The sequence below is a fragment of the Halovenus rubra genome (assembly GCF_026586665.1).
GTDB lineage: Archaea > Halobacteriota > Halobacteria > Halobacteriales > Haloarculaceae > Halovenus > Halovenus rubra.
On record NZ_JAODIY010000011.1, the window covers coordinates 66,824 to 83,846 of the forward strand.

13 protein-coding genes and 1 tRNA gene are annotated in these 17,023 nt (G+C 54.5%); 8 read left to right on the forward strand and 6 right to left on the reverse strand.

Going from position 1 to position 17,023, the window contains the following annotated elements; all coding sequences use genetic code 11:
• Positions 1-257 precede the first annotated feature (257 nt).
• The 3 genes from pyrH to leuS all read left to right on the forward strand — a co-directional run bounded on the left by pyrH (position 258) and on the right by leuS (position 5,349).
• A complete protein-coding gene (gene pyrH, locus N5098_RS11235; RefSeq protein WP_267637965.1) occupies positions 258-953 on the forward strand; it encodes a UMP kinase in 696 nt (231 codons plus the stop codon).
• Positions 950-2,602: a lysine--tRNA ligase gene (gene lysS, locus N5098_RS11240; RefSeq protein ID WP_267637966.1), complete on the forward strand. Its 1,653-nt coding sequence runs from the start codon at positions 950-952 to the stop codon at positions 2,600-2,602. Before pyrH ends, lysS begins: the two co-directional genes overlap by 4 nt.
• 74 nt (positions 2,603-2,676) lie before the next feature.
• Positions 2,677-5,349 (forward strand): leucine--tRNA ligase, encoded by a 2,673-nt coding sequence (gene leuS / locus N5098_RS11245; RefSeq protein ID WP_267637967.1) that lies wholly within the window; start codon positions 2,677-2,679, stop codon positions 5,347-5,349.
• A gap of 20 nt (positions 5,350-5,369) precedes the next feature.
• Here the strand turns inward: leuS and N5098_RS11250 are convergent, their stop codons facing one another.
• The gene (locus N5098_RS11250; protein ID WP_267637968.1) at positions 5,370-6,683 is read right to left on the reverse strand and encodes a cobyrinic acid a,c-diamide synthase; all 1,314 of its coding nucleotides are present in this window, start codon (positions 6,681-6,683) and stop codon (positions 5,370-5,372) included.
• A gap of 100 nt (positions 6,684-6,783) precedes the next feature.
• Here N5098_RS11250 and N5098_RS11255 point away from each other — a divergent pair, with 100 nt between their 5' ends.
• The 4 genes from N5098_RS11255 (at position 6,784) to N5098_RS11270 (ending at position 10,421) form a co-directional block, all read left to right on the forward strand.
• Complete coding sequence (locus N5098_RS11255) at positions 6,784-7,548, forward strand: glycosyltransferase (RefSeq protein WP_267637969.1); 765 nt, start codon at positions 6,784-6,786, stop codon at positions 7,546-7,548.
• Positions 7,545-8,009 (forward strand): GtrA family protein, encoded by a 465-nt coding sequence (locus N5098_RS11260; RefSeq protein WP_267637970.1) that lies wholly within the window; start codon positions 7,545-7,547, stop codon positions 8,007-8,009. The genes N5098_RS11255 and N5098_RS11260 overlap by 4 nt, the downstream gene beginning before the upstream one ends.
• 77 nt (positions 8,010-8,086) lie before the next feature.
• A tRNA-Met gene (locus N5098_RS11265) sits at positions 8,087-8,161 on the forward strand.
• Positions 8,162-8,369: 208 nt separating this feature from the next.
• Positions 8,370-10,421: a sensor histidine kinase gene (locus N5098_RS11270; RefSeq protein ID WP_267637971.1), complete on the forward strand. Its 2,052-nt coding sequence runs from the start codon at positions 8,370-8,372 to the stop codon at positions 10,419-10,421.
• Between the two features lie 313 nt (positions 10,422-10,734).
• Here the strand turns inward: N5098_RS11270 and N5098_RS11275 are convergent, their stop codons facing one another.
• The 5 genes from N5098_RS11275 to N5098_RS11295 all read right to left on the reverse strand — a co-directional run bounded on the left by N5098_RS11275 (position 10,735) and on the right by N5098_RS11295 (position 14,195).
• Complete coding sequence (locus N5098_RS11275; protein WP_267637972.1) at positions 10,735-10,914, reverse strand: hypothetical protein; 180 nt, start codon at positions 10,912-10,914, stop codon at positions 10,735-10,737.
• Between the two features lie 118 nt (positions 10,915-11,032).
• Complete coding sequence (locus N5098_RS11280) at positions 11,033-12,229, reverse strand: SPFH domain-containing protein (RefSeq protein WP_267637973.1); 1,197 nt, start codon at positions 12,227-12,229, stop codon at positions 11,033-11,035.
• A gap of 157 nt (positions 12,230-12,386) precedes the next feature.
• Positions 12,387-13,196 carry a BtpA/SgcQ family protein gene (locus N5098_RS11285; protein ID WP_267637974.1) on the reverse strand — a complete coding sequence of 270 codons (810 nt, stop codon included), beginning with the start codon at positions 13,194-13,196 and terminating at the stop codon, positions 12,387-12,389.
• 10 nt (positions 13,197-13,206) lie between these two features.
• Positions 13,207-13,794 (reverse strand): thioredoxin family protein, encoded by a 588-nt coding sequence (locus N5098_RS11290; protein WP_267638131.1) that lies wholly within the window; start codon positions 13,792-13,794, stop codon positions 13,207-13,209.
• A gap of 89 nt (positions 13,795-13,883) precedes the next feature.
• Positions 13,884-14,195, reverse strand: coding sequence for a hypothetical protein (locus tag N5098_RS11295; RefSeq protein WP_267637975.1), 312 nt, complete (start codon positions 14,193-14,195; stop codon positions 13,884-13,886).
• 319 nt (positions 14,196-14,514) lie between these two features.
• Here N5098_RS11295 and N5098_RS11300 point away from each other — a divergent pair, with 319 nt between their 5' ends.
• On the forward strand, positions 14,515-17,022 hold the full coding sequence (locus N5098_RS11300; protein WP_267637976.1) for a type II/IV secretion system ATPase subunit: 2,508 nt from the start codon (positions 14,515-14,517) through the stop codon (positions 17,020-17,022).
• The last annotated feature ends 1 nt before the right edge of the window (position 17,023 follow it).

Sequence of the window (17,023 nt, forward strand, 5' to 3'; positions counted from 1 at the left end):
CTTCGGTTGCTTTCAGAGAAATACGAAGAATTCAATGAATTTACGAGTTGCTCTTAGATATTTAGACGTTTTATTACTGTACCTAAGACAGTTTCACTGATAGTAGTGCCACACATAATTTCACTTTTGCAAATAAGGAATAATGCTAGAGAAGGGTGTAAAAACAAGAAACGATTGCCGTTTCTATCCGACCACCACCTTTCTGTGGGGTAATGTCTTGACAACCCTTAATAGCCAATCGTTGCTACAGCGAGACAATGAAGGTCATTGTTTCTATCGGCGGGAGCGTCCTCGCACCGGAAGTCGGCTCGGAGCGAGTCGGCGCGTACGCGGACGCAATAGAGTCACTATCAGATGCAGGTCACGAGCTCGGTATTGTCGTCGGCGGTGGACCGACTGCACGCGAGTACATCGGCGCAGCCCGCGACCTCGGTGCCGACGAAATGGAACTGGACAACCTCGGCATCGCAGTCACACGGCTCAACGCCCGGCTGCTTATCGCTGCACTCGACAACCGCGCGGCGCCGACACCGCCGACCGACCACGAGACTGCACTCGAAGCGTTTAGGCACGATGATATCCCGGTCATGGGTGGAACAGTCGCCGGACACACGACAGATGCCGTCGCAACAGGGCTTGCCGAGTACGTCGACGCTGACCTGCTTGTCTACGCCACGAGTGTTCCAGGCGTCTTCGATGCCGACCCGAACGAGGACCCAGAAGCAACCAAGTACGATTCGCTGTCGGCGTCAGAGCTATTAGACGTGGTGTCAGGAATCGACCTCGACGCAGGAAGCAATGCTCCGGTCGATTTGTTGGCGACGAAGTTGCTCGAACGCTCGGGGCTGGCAGCAGTCGTTATTGACGGGAGTGACCCAGAGGGCCTTGCTTCCGCTATCGACGGAGACCACAGTGGCACTGACATTGTTCCCGACTCCACCGAACACCGATGACATCAGACATACCAGACACTGACCCATACGCCGTACTGAGCGATAGCGACCGTGCATTTTGGGCTGATGCTGTCGCTGACGCAATCGAAGATCGAGACCCCCAAGAGCCACTCGTTATCAAAGGGGGTGTCTCGCCGTCGGGGATACCACACATCGGTCACGTCAACGAAATTCTGCGGGCCTACTACGTGGCCGCGGTACTCAGAGAGCGCGGTTACGAGGTCAGGCAGGTATTCACTTCGGACGACCGCGACCGCCTCCGGAAGCTTCCCCGACAGCTCGCAGACCTAGATGGCAACATCGTCAGCCTCGGAGAGGTCGACGCCGGTGCGCTCGGCCGAAACCTTGGCCGTCCTTACACAGAGATTCCCGATCCGTTTGGAGTCAGCGACTCATACGGTGACCACTTCACCAAGTTGCTCAAGCAAAGCGTACAGGAACTCGATATCGATGTTGAGTTCGTCTCGAACACTAGTCTCTACAAAGAGGGTGTGTTCGACGAAGTCGTACAGCATGTCCTCAAAAACCAAGAGACTGCACGAGAGGTACTTACTGCCTATCAGGATAAGGTCGACGAGGACTACGTTCCCTTCTTTGCCATCTGTGAGGAGTGTGGTCAGTTGACAGAGACAATAACCGATGTGAATATCGAAGCTGGCGAAATTTCCTACACCTGTACCGACATCGAAACCGGAGACGACACCATTGCAGGCTGTGGACATGAGGGAACAACATCAGTGCGCGACGGAAAACTCCCGTGGCGGTTCGAGTGGCCCGCCCAATGGAAAGAACTCGACGTCGACTTCGAACCCTTTGGCAAAGACCACGCCGAGGGGTCCTGGCCAAGCGGTGTAGATGTTGCACAAAATGTTGTCGATATCGAGCCGCCGGTACCGATGGTCTATGAGTGGTTTACGCTCGAAGGGAAAGCTCTCTCCTCATCTAGCGGCCACGTCGTTCGGGTTGATGAGGTGCTTGACTTACTTGAACCCGAAGTACTTCGTTACTTCTTCGTGAAAGAGCCACTCAAGCAGCGCGACTTCAGTATCCAGCGTATTGACCAGTTGGTCGACGAGTTCGACCGCTTCGAAGCGACGTACTTCGGTGAACGCGACGCGACTGAGAGCGAACGTGCATTCGCCGACCGGGCGTACCCACTTGTTGTCGACGAGGTCCGCGAAGAGCGTGTCCGGATTCCATACACATTCGCTGCTGTGCTTGGCATGACAGAGGACGAACAACTCCGGGAAGACATTGCACGAAAACAAGGGCACATCACCGAGGATACGCCGGAGTGGGCAGTCGAGGAAGCACTGGCACGGGTCGAGCGTGCGCGAAACTGGGCACGCGAGACAGGCAACGAGTTCGATTACAAACTCAAGCGACAGGAGATGCCTGATGTGAGCTTCGGCGAAGCGATGGAAACTGCACTCGATGAACTCGCGGAGTTTGTCGCAGCAGGTCACGATGGTGAGGCGATTCAGTCTGAGATATACGAGACAGCAAAGCGCCATGACATCGACATGAGTGAGTTCTTTAGCGCAGGGTATCGGCTGTTTTTCGATGACGATGAGGGGCCACAGCTCGGGACATTCCTCGGAAACCTCGACAGAGAGTTCGTCGTCGGTCGCCTGCGCCGCGAAAAATAACCTTTGGGGTGCGTTGACAAGCTGTCGCACACCAAAGAAAAAGGTATAGCATAGTCGGCCCCACACCAAGGTATATGAGCAACTCCGACGTGACAGAGGACCGCGGCTTTGACCACGCGGCAATTGAGCCAAAATGGCAACAAGAGTGGGACAAAGCAGATGTCTTTCGTATCGAAGATGATGCCACGGACCCCGAGTACGTTCTGGCGATGTTCCCCTACCCCTCGGGAGAGATGCATATGGGGCATGTCAGAAACTACGCAATAACCGACGCACACGCCCGGTTCAAACGAATGCAAGGAGAAGACGTCCTCCATCCAATGGGGTGGGATTCGTTTGGGTTGCCTGCTGAGAACGCGGCAAACGACCGGGATACGAACCCCCGTGCGTGGACAATGGATTGTATCGACGATATGAAAGCGCAGATGAGCATGCTGGGGTTGGGCTTCAATTGGGACCGTGAAATTACGACCTGTGAGCCGGAGTACTACCGGTGGAACCAGTGGCTCTTCCAGCAGTTCCATGACGCGGGGCTGGTCGAACGCCAGACTGCCGAACTCAACTGGTGTCCGGACTGTGAGACAGTGTTAGCTGACGAAAACGTCGAGGGTGAAGACGAGCTATGCTGGCGGTGTGACACGCCAATCAACCGACGTGAGATGGACCAGTGGTTCTTTACGATTACCGACTACGCCGAGGAGCTTACCGAAGACCTTGACAGCCTCCATAACTGGCCGGACAACGTCCGAGAGATGCAACGCAACTGGATCGGGATACAAGAGGGTGCCTCCGTTGCCTTCGAGTTGACAACAGGCGACAGTGTTGATATCTTCACGACACGTCTAGACACCATCTACGGCGCGACATTTTTTGCCCTCTCACCCGGACACGAGGTCGCTCAGGAACTTGCCGAAGAGAACGACGCGATAGCGGACTACGTCGAGCGCGTTAAAGATGCAGACGAAGACGAGATTGAGCAGACATCAGGTGTCTTCACCGGCGAGTACGCAACCAACCCTGCAACTGGGGAAGAGATCCCTGTGTACGTCGCTGACTACGTTCTCGACGACATTGGCACGGGAGCGTTGTATGCAGTTCCGGGCCACGACGAGCGTGACCACGCGTTTGCAGAGGAACACGATATTGAGATTCAACAAGTCGTCGAGCCAACCAAAGACACAGCGGTCGACGCCGAGGAAATTGACGTACAGAGTAAGGCGTACACCAAAGACGGCAGACTGGTCAACAGTGGTGAGTTCGATGGACTGGCAAGCCAAGCGGCTCGCGAGCAGTTCGTCGAAGAGTTTGACGGCGAGTTCCGGACGACACACAGCCTTCGGGACTGGTGTATTTCCCGGCAGCGCTACTGGGGCACCCCGATTCCGTTCGTCAACTGCCCCGACTGTGGAGAGGTCCAGGTGCCTGAAACGGACCTGCCCGTCGAACTGCCGGAGTTTATCCAGACGACCGGTAATCCCCTCGACGCAGCCGACGAATGGAAAGCGACGACCTGTCCCGAGTGCGGTGGCAAAGCAACGCGCGAGACCGATACGATGAACACGTTCATCGATTCGTCGTGGTATTTCCTGCGGTTCATCTCACCCGGGTTCGAAGATGGTCCCTTCGACACCGAACAGGCAAGCACGTGGTTGCCTGTCGACCAGTACGTTGGCGGCATCGAGCACGCGACGATGCACCTACTGTATGCACGCTTTTTCACGAAAGTACTCGACGACATCGACCTACTGGAAGATTGCCGTGAGCCTTTCGAGAGTCTGTTGACTCAGGGGATGGTACTCGGTTCCAATGGGAATAAGATGTCAAAAAGTAAAGGAAACGGCGTCTCTCCAGTTCGTATCGTCGAAGAGTATGGAGCTGACACAGCTCGATTGTTCATTATGGAGGCAGCCCAGCCCGACAAGGATTTCCCGTGGGACCCTGAGGGCGTCGAGTCAGCATCACAGTTCCTGCAGAATGTCTATCGTCTGACCACATCGTTTACCGAAGGCGACATTGAGACCGGAGACGGTAGCACTGTCGACGACCAGATTACACAGGAAATTCAGGCGACAGCCGCGACTGCGACCACGGAGTTCGAGCAGATGCGGTACAACCACGCACTCCAAGCCGTTCGTGACCTGGTCTCACTGCTGTGGCAGTACGCCGAGTACACCGAGCCGGACGCCGAAACATTCGAACACGGCCTTTCGACGGTTGCAAAGTTGCTGTCACCGACTGCGCCACACCTCGCAGAGGAGGTCTGGCAGGCTCTTGGTAACGACACCGTGGTCGCAAAAGCAGCGTGGCCCGCCGTCGAGATGCCTGAAAACTATGAGATGGCGGACAAGTTAATCGAGAACACACAGGAGGACATCCGCGATATCATCGATGTTGCAAATATCGACGATGCCAGCCGTGTTGAGATTGCAGTCGCCCCCGAATGGAAACATCGCGTGCGTGAAATCGCAAAAGAAACCGACGGCGACGTGGTTGGTGCAGTGATGAGCGACGGCGACCTTAGAGAACACGGCGAGGCCGCCGCCGACTTCGCCAAGGAGTTTATTGGACAGGAACACTTCGACGAACAGCTCTCACCTGCCGAGGAGTCAACAGCGCTTGACCGCGCGATGTGGCTCATCGAGCGCGAGTTCGATGCTGACGTTACAGTGTACGGTCCAACGGAGAGTCCTGACTCGCTTGCGTCGAAAGCAACGCCGGGCCGTCCGGGTATCAATATCGAGGAGTAGCCCGAAACTAGCTGCGTGGCTTAGCGTGTGGCATGGTCGAGGAACATGTCGAACGCGCCACTTTCTGCGTGAAGATGTGAGTACGTCCCCAGCGTCGCGTACTCGGTGAGGCCGTCATGCTCGCCGTCGATTCCATCGCCACGTTGCATCGTGAACGCAAAGCTCGCATCTGCTGGGACCGATGCACTGGAGTAGTGAAACTCGTGGCCACGATAGGTATCACCGGTCGTTGCTGTCACTGTCTCCGTTCGAGCAACCAATTCGACGTGGTCGAGTGCCTGATATCGGTCGTGCATCTCAACAGCAGCAGGTAGCACACCAGCCATCTCGTAGGACTCCCCGTCGGCAGTCGTCAAGCTATCTGAGAGAGCCATTAGCCCACCGCACTCACCGAGTATCGGGAGTCCCGCAACTGCTCGGTCAGACAGCGTTTCGAGTGCCGGGCTGCGTGTGAGTTCCGGCCCGTGTAGCTCGGGGTACCCGCCCGGGAGATAGACACCGTCGCAGTCCGGAAGGTCATCTCCGTCGACGGGTGCGAACGTGACAACATCCGCATGCGTGTCGAGACGTTCGCGGACAGCCGGGTAGACAAACCGGAATGCGCTGTCGTGTGCGACCGCAATCGTGGGCATGTCGTCGGTTTCAGCTTGCAGCGAGCCATTCGCCTCAGGCTGGGGTGGTGTACGGGCAGTCTCGGCGATTCCATCGGCATCGATATACTGGGCAGCCTCGTCGAGCGTCGCCATCTCAAGCGGAGCTTCCGCTCCCATGTGGAGACCGAGGTGTCGCTCGGGAATCGAGAGGTCAGTCATCGGTGGCACGCGGCCGAAGTACTGGAGGCTGTCGGGAAGTGCATTCCGTATACCTCGCTCATGGCGGCCGCCGTGTGTCTGCTGGCTGATGACGCCAATCATCTCGATATCTCGGCCGGCCTGGCTAGCATACTGTTGGAAGCCATACGCAGTAGCAGCAACGCTCTCCATCCCGCCGCTCCCGTCGACAACGAGGATAACCGGAACGTCGAGTGTCTCTGCGACTGCAGCCGTGCTTGAGTGGTCGCCGTCGTACATTCCCATGACGCCTTCGACAACACAAATATCGCCTGAGCCGCGGTGATAGTTCCGGCGCAGTCCATCTTCGCCTTCGAGCCAACTGTCGAGCGTCCGAGAGGGTTTTCCCGCGACAGCAGCGTGATGGCTGGGGTCGATAAAGTCTGCCCCGGCCTTTGCAGGCTGGACTGTGTATCCTGCTTGCTCCAGCGCTTGGAGCGTCACAAGCGTGGCGACAGTCTTTCCGACACCCGACTCCGTCCCCGCAAGCACAAACCCGTCCATATGTACAACTGGTTTTGCACAACTGAAAGCAAAGATGTGTTGGATAGCCTGCCACGCGAAAACACGAAGTTTTTATCGCCAGGTTCGGTTCTTTCAGGCAATGGCATCTACTATCGGGCTCGTGGTTCCAGCGTACAAGCCCGACGTCGAACAGCTCTCTGCCTACATCGACGATATTGTTTCGGAGATTGAGCCGGAGACAGTTCGTATTGAGCTCGATGCGGCAACTGAAGAGACTGTCAATCAGCTCTCTGCCCTCCCTGCAGAGGTGGCATCAGTCCCGTATCGTCGGGGAAAAGGTGCGGCGGTTACGTCCGGCTTCGAAGCACTGGAAACGGACATTTTGTCGTTTGCCGACGCCGATGGTGCGACGCCGGCAGCCGAGCTTGCGCGAGTTGTCAACACGGTAAACGAACCGTACTGTGACCTCGCTGTTGGCTCCCGCCGCCACCCAGAGTCGACAGTAGCAACACACCAGACGTTCGCTCGACGGCATCTCGGAGATACGTTTGCCTGGATTGCCCGCAAACTACTGACTGTCGACATTCACGATTTCCAGTGTGGTGCAAAGGCAATTACAGCAGACGGGTGGGCCCAGGTACGGGACCACCTCTACAAGCCGGGGTTCGCCTGGGATATTGAGCTTATCGCGATAGCGGGCGCACAAGGCGTCCACGTCGAAGAGGTACCCATCGAGTGGCACGACAGGCCAAACTCGACGGTGTCACCGGTGAATGACTCGTTCCGACTGGCTCAGACACTCCTCGATGCTCGACACCGTGCGAAACAGCTCAGAGACAGCCGGCTACATACTGCAATCGCTGAGCATCGTGAACAGCCACCCGCACTTGTCGAACAGGAATGAGCAGTAACACGATGGAGACGCTGAATGCACTTCGGTCGCGTGCACGACTCGGTAAGTTCGTCTCGGTCGGTGTCGTCGGGTCGGTAAGCGATAACTCTGTGCTTGCGGTGCTCGGTCTTCTGTTTGGATTTCCAGAGATGCTGGCGAAGGTTGCTGGTATTCAGACCTCGATTCTGGTGATGTTTCTGGTCAACGAACATTGGACGTTCGCTGAGCAGGGTAAGCAGGGTGTCGTACCGTTCGCCAAGCGACTCGGGAAGTCACATCTGGTCCGCGCCGGTGGTGTGTCAGTCCAGCTCGTGGTCTACTGGGTGCTCACACAACGGCTTACGTTCGAACTGCAGGTGTTTGGGGCTGACCTCTGGTTTATTGCCGCAAGTCCGGTCGCCACCGCTTTCGCGATGACAGTCAACTATGTCTTCGAGAGCCTGTTCACGTGGCAGGTACACGCTGATAACTAAGAGGAAGAACCTGGTACTAATTCACAGACGGGACCCGAAACGCAATGCTTAAACAGTGACCTTGGTTAAAAGTAGGTAGCGGGATGGGATAGCTAGGAGATTCCGGCGGGCTCATAACCCGCAGACCGGTGGTTCAAATCCACTTCCCGCTACTTCTCAAGGGTAATTATACGACAATAGCTACTCAAAAGCGACAGTGAGTTCCTTAGAGAACACTCACAGTGATGGAAACTGGGCCGTAGAGTGAACGAAAAGAGTACTTCGAGGTCGTTTACAGCTACACCCGGTAATATTCTCTGAAATATCTATTTTGATAATTGCCAGAAGCGTTTATCTAATTCGGTATATAATAGATAACAAATGTCCCCGTCGCTGGGAATTGTCGGACAGGTGTATATAAGTATTTTTGCTCTCAGTGGAATTGTTTGTTTCGCTGCTATTAGACGGGCACAGAAGTTTGACAACCCAGACGTACGGCGTGGACTCGTCTGGTTACTTGCAACGGCAGGCAGTTGGGCACTGCTCAAGAGCGCATATTTCGTGTTGCCTTCCCCATTCGAAAGGGTGTCATATATTATCGGACTCGCCGTCGGGTTCGCAACTGTCTGGGCGTGGCTCTATTTCTGTTCAGCATACACTGGCCAAGACTACCACCGCAACAAGTCACTCCGACAACTCAGTGCGGCCGTTTTTCTTGTCGTGGTCTCGGTCAAAGTCACGAACTGGATACACGGACTGTACTTTACAACAACTGAGACGACAACACCCTTTGAGTATCTCGCAATCGAACATGGACTCCTTCACTGGGCGGCGACGGGCCTTGCGTACTCGCTGTCGATGATTGGCCTGTTCATGCTCTTTCAGCTGTTTCAGGAGTCAGGCTACGACACGCGTTCACTTGGGGTACTGACTGGGCTAATTGCCGTCCCTGTTATTTTCGATATTGCCGCACTGTTCATTCCGGGCGTAATCGAGATTATTTACGCGCCAATCGGTGTCGCAGCGTTTGCCGTCGGTGTTCTCTTCGTGTTTGAGCGCCGCTTTCTGGCAATACAACGAACCGCACGCGGTGACGATATCTCGATATATCTTGACGAAAGCGGGAGTATCCGCGACTATTCAAGCGCGACAGCAGAGATTCTCCCAGAAGTTGTGGGGGCGACAGGAAACCGTCTGGATGATGTTTTACCGGCAGTGACAGATGCACTGGACAGCGAGAACCAAATACTAGATTGTGAGAATTCAGGCAAGCAGCGATTCTACTTCGTTTCAAGTAGCACCGTCAAACTCGGAGATGTCGGTGCACAGGTCGTACAACTTTCCGATGTGACCAAGACCGAAAGCCAGCGTCAGGAACTTGTCGAACGCGAACAGAAACTCAACGAGCAAAACGAGCTATATCGCGCTGTCATCGACGCCAGTTTCGCGTCGGTGTTTCGTCTTGATCTTGATGGTATGTTCACCTTCATTTCCCCCTCTGTTGAAGATTTTCTTGGCTACACCCCAGTAGAACTTGAAGGCCAGCAGATGTCGGTTACGCATCCCGACGAGGAGATAACGGAACGTGCATGGAACCAAATCGAACCAATACTGCGCGGGGAATCCAACAGAGTGCATGGGTTCCCGCTGGAGACAAAGTCCGGGCGGACAGTGTACACAGATGTCCGTGGCGTCCCAATCTACAACGCAGAGGTGTCAGTTGAGAAACGGACGCCCGACGATATCGTCGGGATTCAATTGATGGTCCGTGATGCAACAGCACGTCGCCAACGAGAAGGACTCATCAGCGTTATCAATCGCGTGTTACGCCACAACTTGCGGAACAAAATGAGTATCATCACCAGCTATGCGGAGATGCTCGAGGCAAAACTTGAGGAAGATGATGAGGACAAGGCGACACATATCAGAGACACCGCAGACCGGTTGCTCGACCTCACCGAATCTGCACAAAAAATAGAAGAGAATCGAGAGCTATCGCCCGAATTGGAGCCAATCAACCTTCGCCCGATGCTGGACCGAACAATCTCACAGGTTGAGATGCAGTATCCGGATGTCTCTGTCACGGTTACTGGGCCGGAAACTGTCGTCGCACAGACACACAAGCGTCTGGAAACAGCCCTGTCTGAGATTATTGACAATGCTGCGAAACACGGCGACACCCCGCCGTCAGTCGATATCGAGATGCGTGTCGACGGCACGCAGATAGCGGTTGCAATCAGTGATAACGGGCCGGGGATTTCAGAGATGGAACGGGACGTACTGGAATCAAACACAGAGACACAACTCGTACACGGAGAAGGGCTTGGCCTCTGGCTTGTGTTCTGGATTGTGACGAGTCTTGACGGCGAAGTCGATGCAGCGGTGTCACCGGAAGGAACGACCGTAACTATCTGGCTCCCGAAGCCGTCATAACTGCTCCGTTGGTAGGCAAATGGCTGTACTGTACGTCGAATAGAAATCGGAGATTCTCCCGGCATTGTTCGAATGTCAGAGAGAATTCCATGTTCGGCGGTCAGTGTTAGAGAGATGTCTCGCTGCTGTGAGAGCACCGGATGAACGTCAAGTCGATGCCTGCATTGTGTAAAAACATGGTCTCGTGTGCTGAGTTACCGACAGAGAGCACTCTGGGAATTAAATTCCGCCAGCGCAGCGACACGACAGCATGGCCCGGGATTCGGTTGTTATAAATTCTCAACCGTCACCGGTCGACCGTATCTCGCGTCTATCAAGACACGTCGACATCGAAGTCAAACGAGTTACAGACAGCAACGACGTAAGAAACTGTACCGTCGTAGACGAAGTTTCGGATATAATCGGGGTTGAGTGTGTCGACGCTGTGGGTAGGAAACACAGTGTCGAAAGCATTCTCGAAGGCTGCGCGGTCGTCGCTGGTCTGTTCGAGCAAAACTCCGTTGTTGTCGAGAAACGTTACGTTATAGCTATCTCTTCGGTATAGTACGATCACTCCAATACTTTGAGGAGTTGGCTTCAGTTGCAGAAACTGCCGCCTAAAGCTGTTAGTGTCAGTCGTCTGCGTTGTCCTCAATTTCGCTGATGACCTCGTCAGGGTCTTTCATCTCCGCGTCCGATGCTGTTGGCCGTTCCGACTCCGGTCCGCCGAGGTTTGTTTCATCGAACTGGGCCAGAATCTCCTCGATTTCATCGAGACCGAGCATCTCGCGGGTCTCGTCGTCGAACTCTAAGCTTTCGAGTTCGTGTCCATTCTCTTTGATATCACTGCCTTGCAGGTGACGACCGTACCGTGACACCAGCGAGGTCAGTTCCTGTGGCAACACGAACGTGTTGGACTCGCCTTGGCCGATACCTTCGAGTGTCTCCATTCCTTTGTCGATGACCGCACGCTCGCCCATCGAGTCTGCTGCTTTCGCCCGCAGAACCGTCGAAACCGAGTCACCCTGTGCTTCGAGAATCTGGCTTTGCTTTTCACCTTGTGCGCGGATGATGTTCGACTGCTTTTCACCCTGGGCAGTCTCAATGGCGCTCCGGCGTTCACCTTGTGCTTCTAAAATCATCGCGCGGCGACGACGCTCGGCAGAGGTCTGTTCCTCCATGGCCCGCTGGACATCTGTCGACGGGTTGACTTCGCGGACCTCAACGCTCTCGACGCGAATCCCCCACTCGTCTGTTGGTTCGTCCAGTTCTGTCCGGATTTTCGCGTTGATTTGCTGACGTCGGCTGAGCGTGTCGTCGAGTTCCATATCACCAAGCACAGCCCGAAGCGTCGTCTGGGCAAGGTTCGACACCGCGCGCTTGTAGTCGTCCACTTCGAGGAACGCCTTCTCTGCGTCCATCACTTTGATGTAGACAACAGCGTCGGCTGTCACCGGTGAGTTGTCCCGTGTGATAGCTTCTTGATGAGGAACGTCAAGCGTCTGTGTCCGCATGTCGAACCGATACGTACGGTTGACAAACGGAACGACAAAGTGAATACCGGGGTCGAGCAACTTCTGGAACTTGCCGAAGATTGTCAGTGCTTCCTTGTCGTATGCTTCAACAATCTTGACGCTCGAACTAACCGTTACGAGCGCCAGCCCAAGCAAGAGAACTCCGATGACGACACCAGGGTTGGTGTCGATCGAGCCGCCGAACACCGGAATCCCGACAACGACAGCGAGGACGGCAACCAGTATAACACCGGCCAGCAGTGAATTCATATGTCGGAGGAACGCTCGCCGTGGGTCTTGTGGGTCGGCAGCCATATACAATCTAATCGGTAGTGAGGTGAAAACCCTCTCGTGGTCGCTCAGTCTCTGACAAGCGTCCAGTTTCACTTCAAATAGCGCGATTAACTGCCAGTTAGACACCAAAAGAAGATATTTATCGACAAAATAGTAGGAGTTAGCGTTTTTTGCCGAGCTACTCGACAGAGCGGACAGCGTCAACCATATCTGTTACACGCTCGGCGTCGACTCTCTGTTCGGTCTCCTCTTTGTGTTTAAGCGCCGTTCCGACGATAGCCCCGTCGGCCCGGTCGAGTAACGTCGCCGCGTTACTCAGAGTAACACCACTTCCGAGGAACACCGGGACATCACGGTCTGCCTCGTCGCGCGCAGCAAGCACCGTACGGAGGTCTTCGGTATCGGCCGGCTTACCGGTTTCTGGCCCGGAAACCACGAGTCCATCAGCAAGTCCTCGGTCGATTGTTTCCCGGGCAACCGCCGCCAGTTCGCGTGTCCCAAGTGGGGAAGCATGCTTCACGTCGATATCAGCAAGGATAGCCACATCAGCGTCCAGTTGTTCTCTGAGCCGGAGCGTCTTGTGTGCATCTCCTGACAGCAGTCCTTGGTCAGTCACCTGCGCGCCAGTGTGGACGTTGACCCGGATAAACGAGCCACCAGCTCCCGCGGCGATAGCTAGTGCAGCTTCGGCGTCATTTCGGAGGACGTTGACACCGAGAGGCGCGTCGACGGCAAGCGCGATTTCTCGGGTGATAGCAGTCATCTCGGCGACGACGTGTTTTGGCACGTCCTCGGGGTAGAACGGCGCATCACCGAAGTTCTCAATGAGAACGCTATCGAAACCGTTGGCGACGAGCGTTCTGGCGTCAGCGAGTGCATGCGCCCGAATTTCTTCACGGCTCCCGTCGTAGCCCGGTGCGCCGGGAAGCGATGGGAGGTGGACCATTCCGACAAGCGGCGTATTTGTGTCGAACAGCTGAGAAACCATCTTGTGGACGTTACGTTTCCCAGTAGTCGGGTTCGTTATCGGCTTTCCACTTGATTGAGCAGCCACGAGCGGGTTCGAACTCCTCGCTTTCGAGTTCCCCAGCGAGCAGGGCTTCGATGTGGTTTGCCATCTCACGTTCGGTCACCGTATCATCAGGGTTGACCCCATCGTCGAGTCGACCGTGATAGACCAGAGAAAAGCTGTCCCCATCATGTTCGAACAGGAATGGGTCAGGGGTGCATTTCGCCCCATACGCCGCTGCAGTTTGCTGTGATTCGTCGCGGAGATACGCGTCCCACTGTATTGTCCCCTTGTCGACGCGTTCGACCATCGTCTCAAAGTCGTCTTCAGGATACTCTTCGGCGTCGTTGGGGTTGATGCCAACGACGGCAACATCGTCGTAGTCCATAGTAAGCTGGTTCATTTCTTCGAACTTAGCTTTCGCGTACGGGCAGTGATTGCAGGTAAAGACAACAAGTAGTCCTTCATACTCTTGGAAGTCAGAAAGCGAGTAGGACTCGCCGTCAGTTCCATCGAGTTCGAACTCCGGTGCCTTGTCGCCAACAGTCAGAACTGCTTCCGATTCGAGTTCAACCATAGTCGGCAGTTTGACTGCCATCGTCTTACTCGTTCTGGCATTGTGACGGCACAGCGTCAGGGCGAGCTAGTCGACAGCGCACAGTGGCCCTATTCTAGACTCGCAACGGCCTGGTCAAACTGTTTTGCGGCCAGGTACACATCACTGTCCTCGTTGATGCGATAGCTTGCCTCGGAGTCAGCTGCCGAATTATCGACACGGTCAAGCATTCCGACAGATTCGAGATCGTCAAAAATATCGATTAGGTATAATGTTTTCAGAGGGACACCAGCAGCCTCAGCGATTTCGGACCTCGTGTACTCTCTGGCCGTATCAACCGAAAGTAGTCCAGCAATAACCGTTGCCGCCTCATCCTCGGCAGCAACCAGCTCCCACCCCGATGTTACAGTCTTGTCGTCCATCACCACAGAGTTTGCAACCGGCGAAAATAAGTAGGGTGGTTCCGGACGCGACAGGACGGCACTGTTTGGTCGAGGCTACGGTAGAGGACTGTTACAACTGGACAGTCTCGATGCTTTGATACATAGATAGTCTCTGTGCTGAAAAAGATAGGTAACGAGAGTATACGTTCGTCATAAGCAGCGTGCTAAAGCGATAAAACCAAACAACAGCACAGATAGAGGGATGAGAGATGGTTGCTATCACCAGGAACAAGGACAACCAGTTAGGTGATACTTACAGCACAAACTTTTTTCGTGTGTTTACAGTAATGAGTTCATAATGGCAATTGATGACCCCGGGGGGGAAGAAAATACTAGCACTGGGGGTGTTGTGAGCTTCGACGATAGCGTAGTCGTTGGAGAGTACTCGTGGAGCGACTTTCGCCGCGAAGAACATGAAGAAGGTCGGTTTGATCGGAGCAAATACCTGAAATTCGATCCACGGGAAGCGAGTGACCGGCTGACGTCTGGCGCAGGTCATGCAAAAACGCTACACAACGCTGTTGAACAGTATCGCGACCCAAGTGGACAGAGAATTGTCGTCGGACGCTACACCTGGGAACATTTCAAGCAGGAATACTATTATAACGAGGACGGCGAGCGACCCGAAGATGCCGACCCGTTCGATCCTGAAGAGTATCTGGGTTTCGACCCCGACGAGACAGAGAGTCGAATCAACAGCGCGCAATCTGCAGCGAGCACGCTCGCAAACCTCGTCGACAAACGGACAGTTGATGTAAACGCCGAGCTTGACGAGGACGAATTCTTCTCGACTCGTGACGAGACAGCAACAGTGGTCAACCGGTACGACCTCGAAAAGGCCGTCCCGATTGAAAAGAAGAGCCACTTCATCGAACAGCATCGTTACTGGGTCAACAAGCCTTACGCGTGTGTTATCGTTTTCAAATCACAGAAAGAAAACGAGATCAAGTATTACGTTATTGAACCACATCTCAACGATATCGAGGCGGACCTCCGTGAGTTCCTCTCACGGAAACTCAAAACCGCAATCAAGTACTCCGAAGATGATGTCATTGTTCAAGGGAGCGAACAGGACCGCGCCGAGGTTATCGAGCGCGAGTCAGAGCGCCTGCTACGGCGGTACAACATCTTCACCGGCGAGCGCACAGTCAAAGACGATGGCTCCGATGAGAGTTTCCTTGACTCAGTTAAGAGCCTGATTGGTGCTGGTGATGACGACGACGCTGATTGGGAGGAGCTTCCGGAACTGGATGGTGTCAAGTCACGGCCCGAACCGGCGGTACTGAAAGAGGACAGCGACACCCTCAACGAGTATCAAGTCGAGAAGATGTTGTACATGCTCAAGCGAGACTTCATCGGGTATGCAAATATCGATCCGATTAAACACGATATCAACGTCGAAGATATTTCATGTGATGGGTACAACAGCCGCGTCTTCGTCTATCACACAGACTACGAGCAGATTATTACAAACATCGAACACGGCGAAGAGGGCCTCGACGATTTCGTTGTGAAACTCGCTCAGCGGTCAGGCAAAGGTATCTCGAAACGTCAGCCACAGGTAGACGCGACACTACCAGACGGGTCGCGTGCGCAGTTGACTCTCGGAGCAGAGGTTTCTGACCACGGAACAAATTACACCATCCGTCAGTTCAAAGATGTGCCGTTCACGCCGGTTGACCTTATCAACTGGAATACATTTAATCTCGATGAGATGGCATTCCTGTGGCTCTGTATCGAGAATCATAAGTCACTGATTTTTGCCGGCGGTACAGCGTCAGGGAAAACGACGAGCCTCAATGCGGTCTCGTTGTTTATTCCATCTAGTGCCAAGATTGTCTCCATTGAGGATACACGGGAAGTTGAGTTGCCACAGCGAAACTGGGTCGCAAGTGTCACCCGTCCTTCCTTCGGTGAGGATGACAAGGGAGATGTTGACGAGTTCGACCTACTGGAAGCCGCACTGCGTCAACGTCCTGACTATATCGTGATGGGTGAGATTCGTGGTGAGGAAGGGCGTGTTCTCTTCCAGGTGATGTCAACAGGCCACACGACTTACACCACGTTCCACGCAGACACTGTCGGTGAAGTTATCAAGCGATTTACCACCGACCCGATTAATGTCTCAAAAACACTGTTCACCGCACTAGATCTGGTATCGATTCAGACTCAAACGCGGGTCGGCGGTCATAAGGTCCGGCGTAACAAGAAGCTGACCGAGATCAATGAGTATTCGCCGGAAAATGATGAAATCAACGTTCGAGATGTCTACGAGTGGCGCGCGGAAACCGACCAGTACCTCCAGATGGGGTCATCGAGCACGCTCCAAGAGATCAAGTTCGACCGAGGCTGGTCCCAAGACCGACTCGACAGGGAACTGTTCAAGCGGAAAGTTGTCTTGTCCTACCTCATCCAAAACGGCCTAAACTCATACACCGAGGTAGCCGCGACAGTGCAGGCGTTTATTAATGATCCCGAAACCATACTCGCCATTATCGCACAGGACCACCTCGAACGGTCCCTAGAAGACCTCCGCGAGATGGAGTCGGTTCAGATTGAAGTCGACCCCGAAAAAGAAGAACTCGTGCCACGGCCCGACCCGACCGACGCCGTCCACGAGGAAACCGAGGATATCTTGACAAGCGCAGAGCCGCTGCTCGAACAGTACCGCAAGATGGAGACGAGCGACCTTGTCTCGGCGTTGCAGGGCGGCGAAGACTCAAACACTGTCGAAGCCGACGAACAGAATGATATCGACTTTGGGCAGTTTGTTCCGAAGGCAGGGGCTGAAAATGATGGGGAATAAT

Bases quoted from the DNA above. Each gene is read 5' to 3' on its own strand.
- lysS (WP_267637966.1), top strand. From the start codon at position 950: ATGACATCAGACATACCAGACACTGACCCATACGCCGTACTGAGCGAT.
- N5098_RS11280 (WP_267637973.1), bottom strand. From the start codon at position 12,229: ATGGCTGCCGACCCACAAGACCCACGGCGAGCGTTCCTCCGACATATG.
- N5098_RS11250 (WP_267637968.1), bottom strand. From the start codon at position 6,683: ATGGACGGGTTTGTGCTTGCGGGGACGGAGTCGGGTGTCGGAAAGACT.
- N5098_RS11285 (WP_267637974.1), bottom strand. From the start codon at position 13,196: ATGGTTTCTCAGCTGTTCGACACAAATACGCCGCTTGTCGGAATGGTC.
- N5098_RS11270 (WP_267637971.1), top strand. From the start codon at position 8,370: ATGTCCCCGTCGCTGGGAATTGTCGGACAGGTGTATATAAGTATTTTT.
- N5098_RS11260 (WP_267637970.1), top strand. From the start codon at position 7,545: ATGAGCAGTAACACGATGGAGACGCTGAATGCACTTCGGTCGCGTGCA.
- N5098_RS11290 (WP_267638131.1), bottom strand. From the start codon at position 13,794: ATGGTTGAACTCGAATCGGAAGCAGTTCTGACTGTTGGCGACAAGGCA.
- N5098_RS11295 (WP_267637975.1), bottom strand. From the start codon at position 14,195: ATGGACGACAAGACTGTAACATCGGGGTGGGAGCTGGTTGCTGCCGAG.
- N5098_RS11255 (WP_267637969.1), top strand. From the start codon at position 6,784: ATGGCATCTACTATCGGGCTCGTGGTTCCAGCGTACAAGCCCGACGTC.
- N5098_RS11300 (WP_267637976.1), top strand. From the start codon at position 14,515: ATGGCAATTGATGACCCCGGGGGGGAAGAAAATACTAGCACTGGGGGT.
- pyrH (WP_267637965.1), top strand. From the start codon at position 258: ATGAAGGTCATTGTTTCTATCGGCGGGAGCGTCCTCGCACCGGAAGTC.
- leuS (WP_267637967.1), top strand. From the start codon at position 2,677: ATGAGCAACTCCGACGTGACAGAGGACCGCGGCTTTGACCACGCGGCA.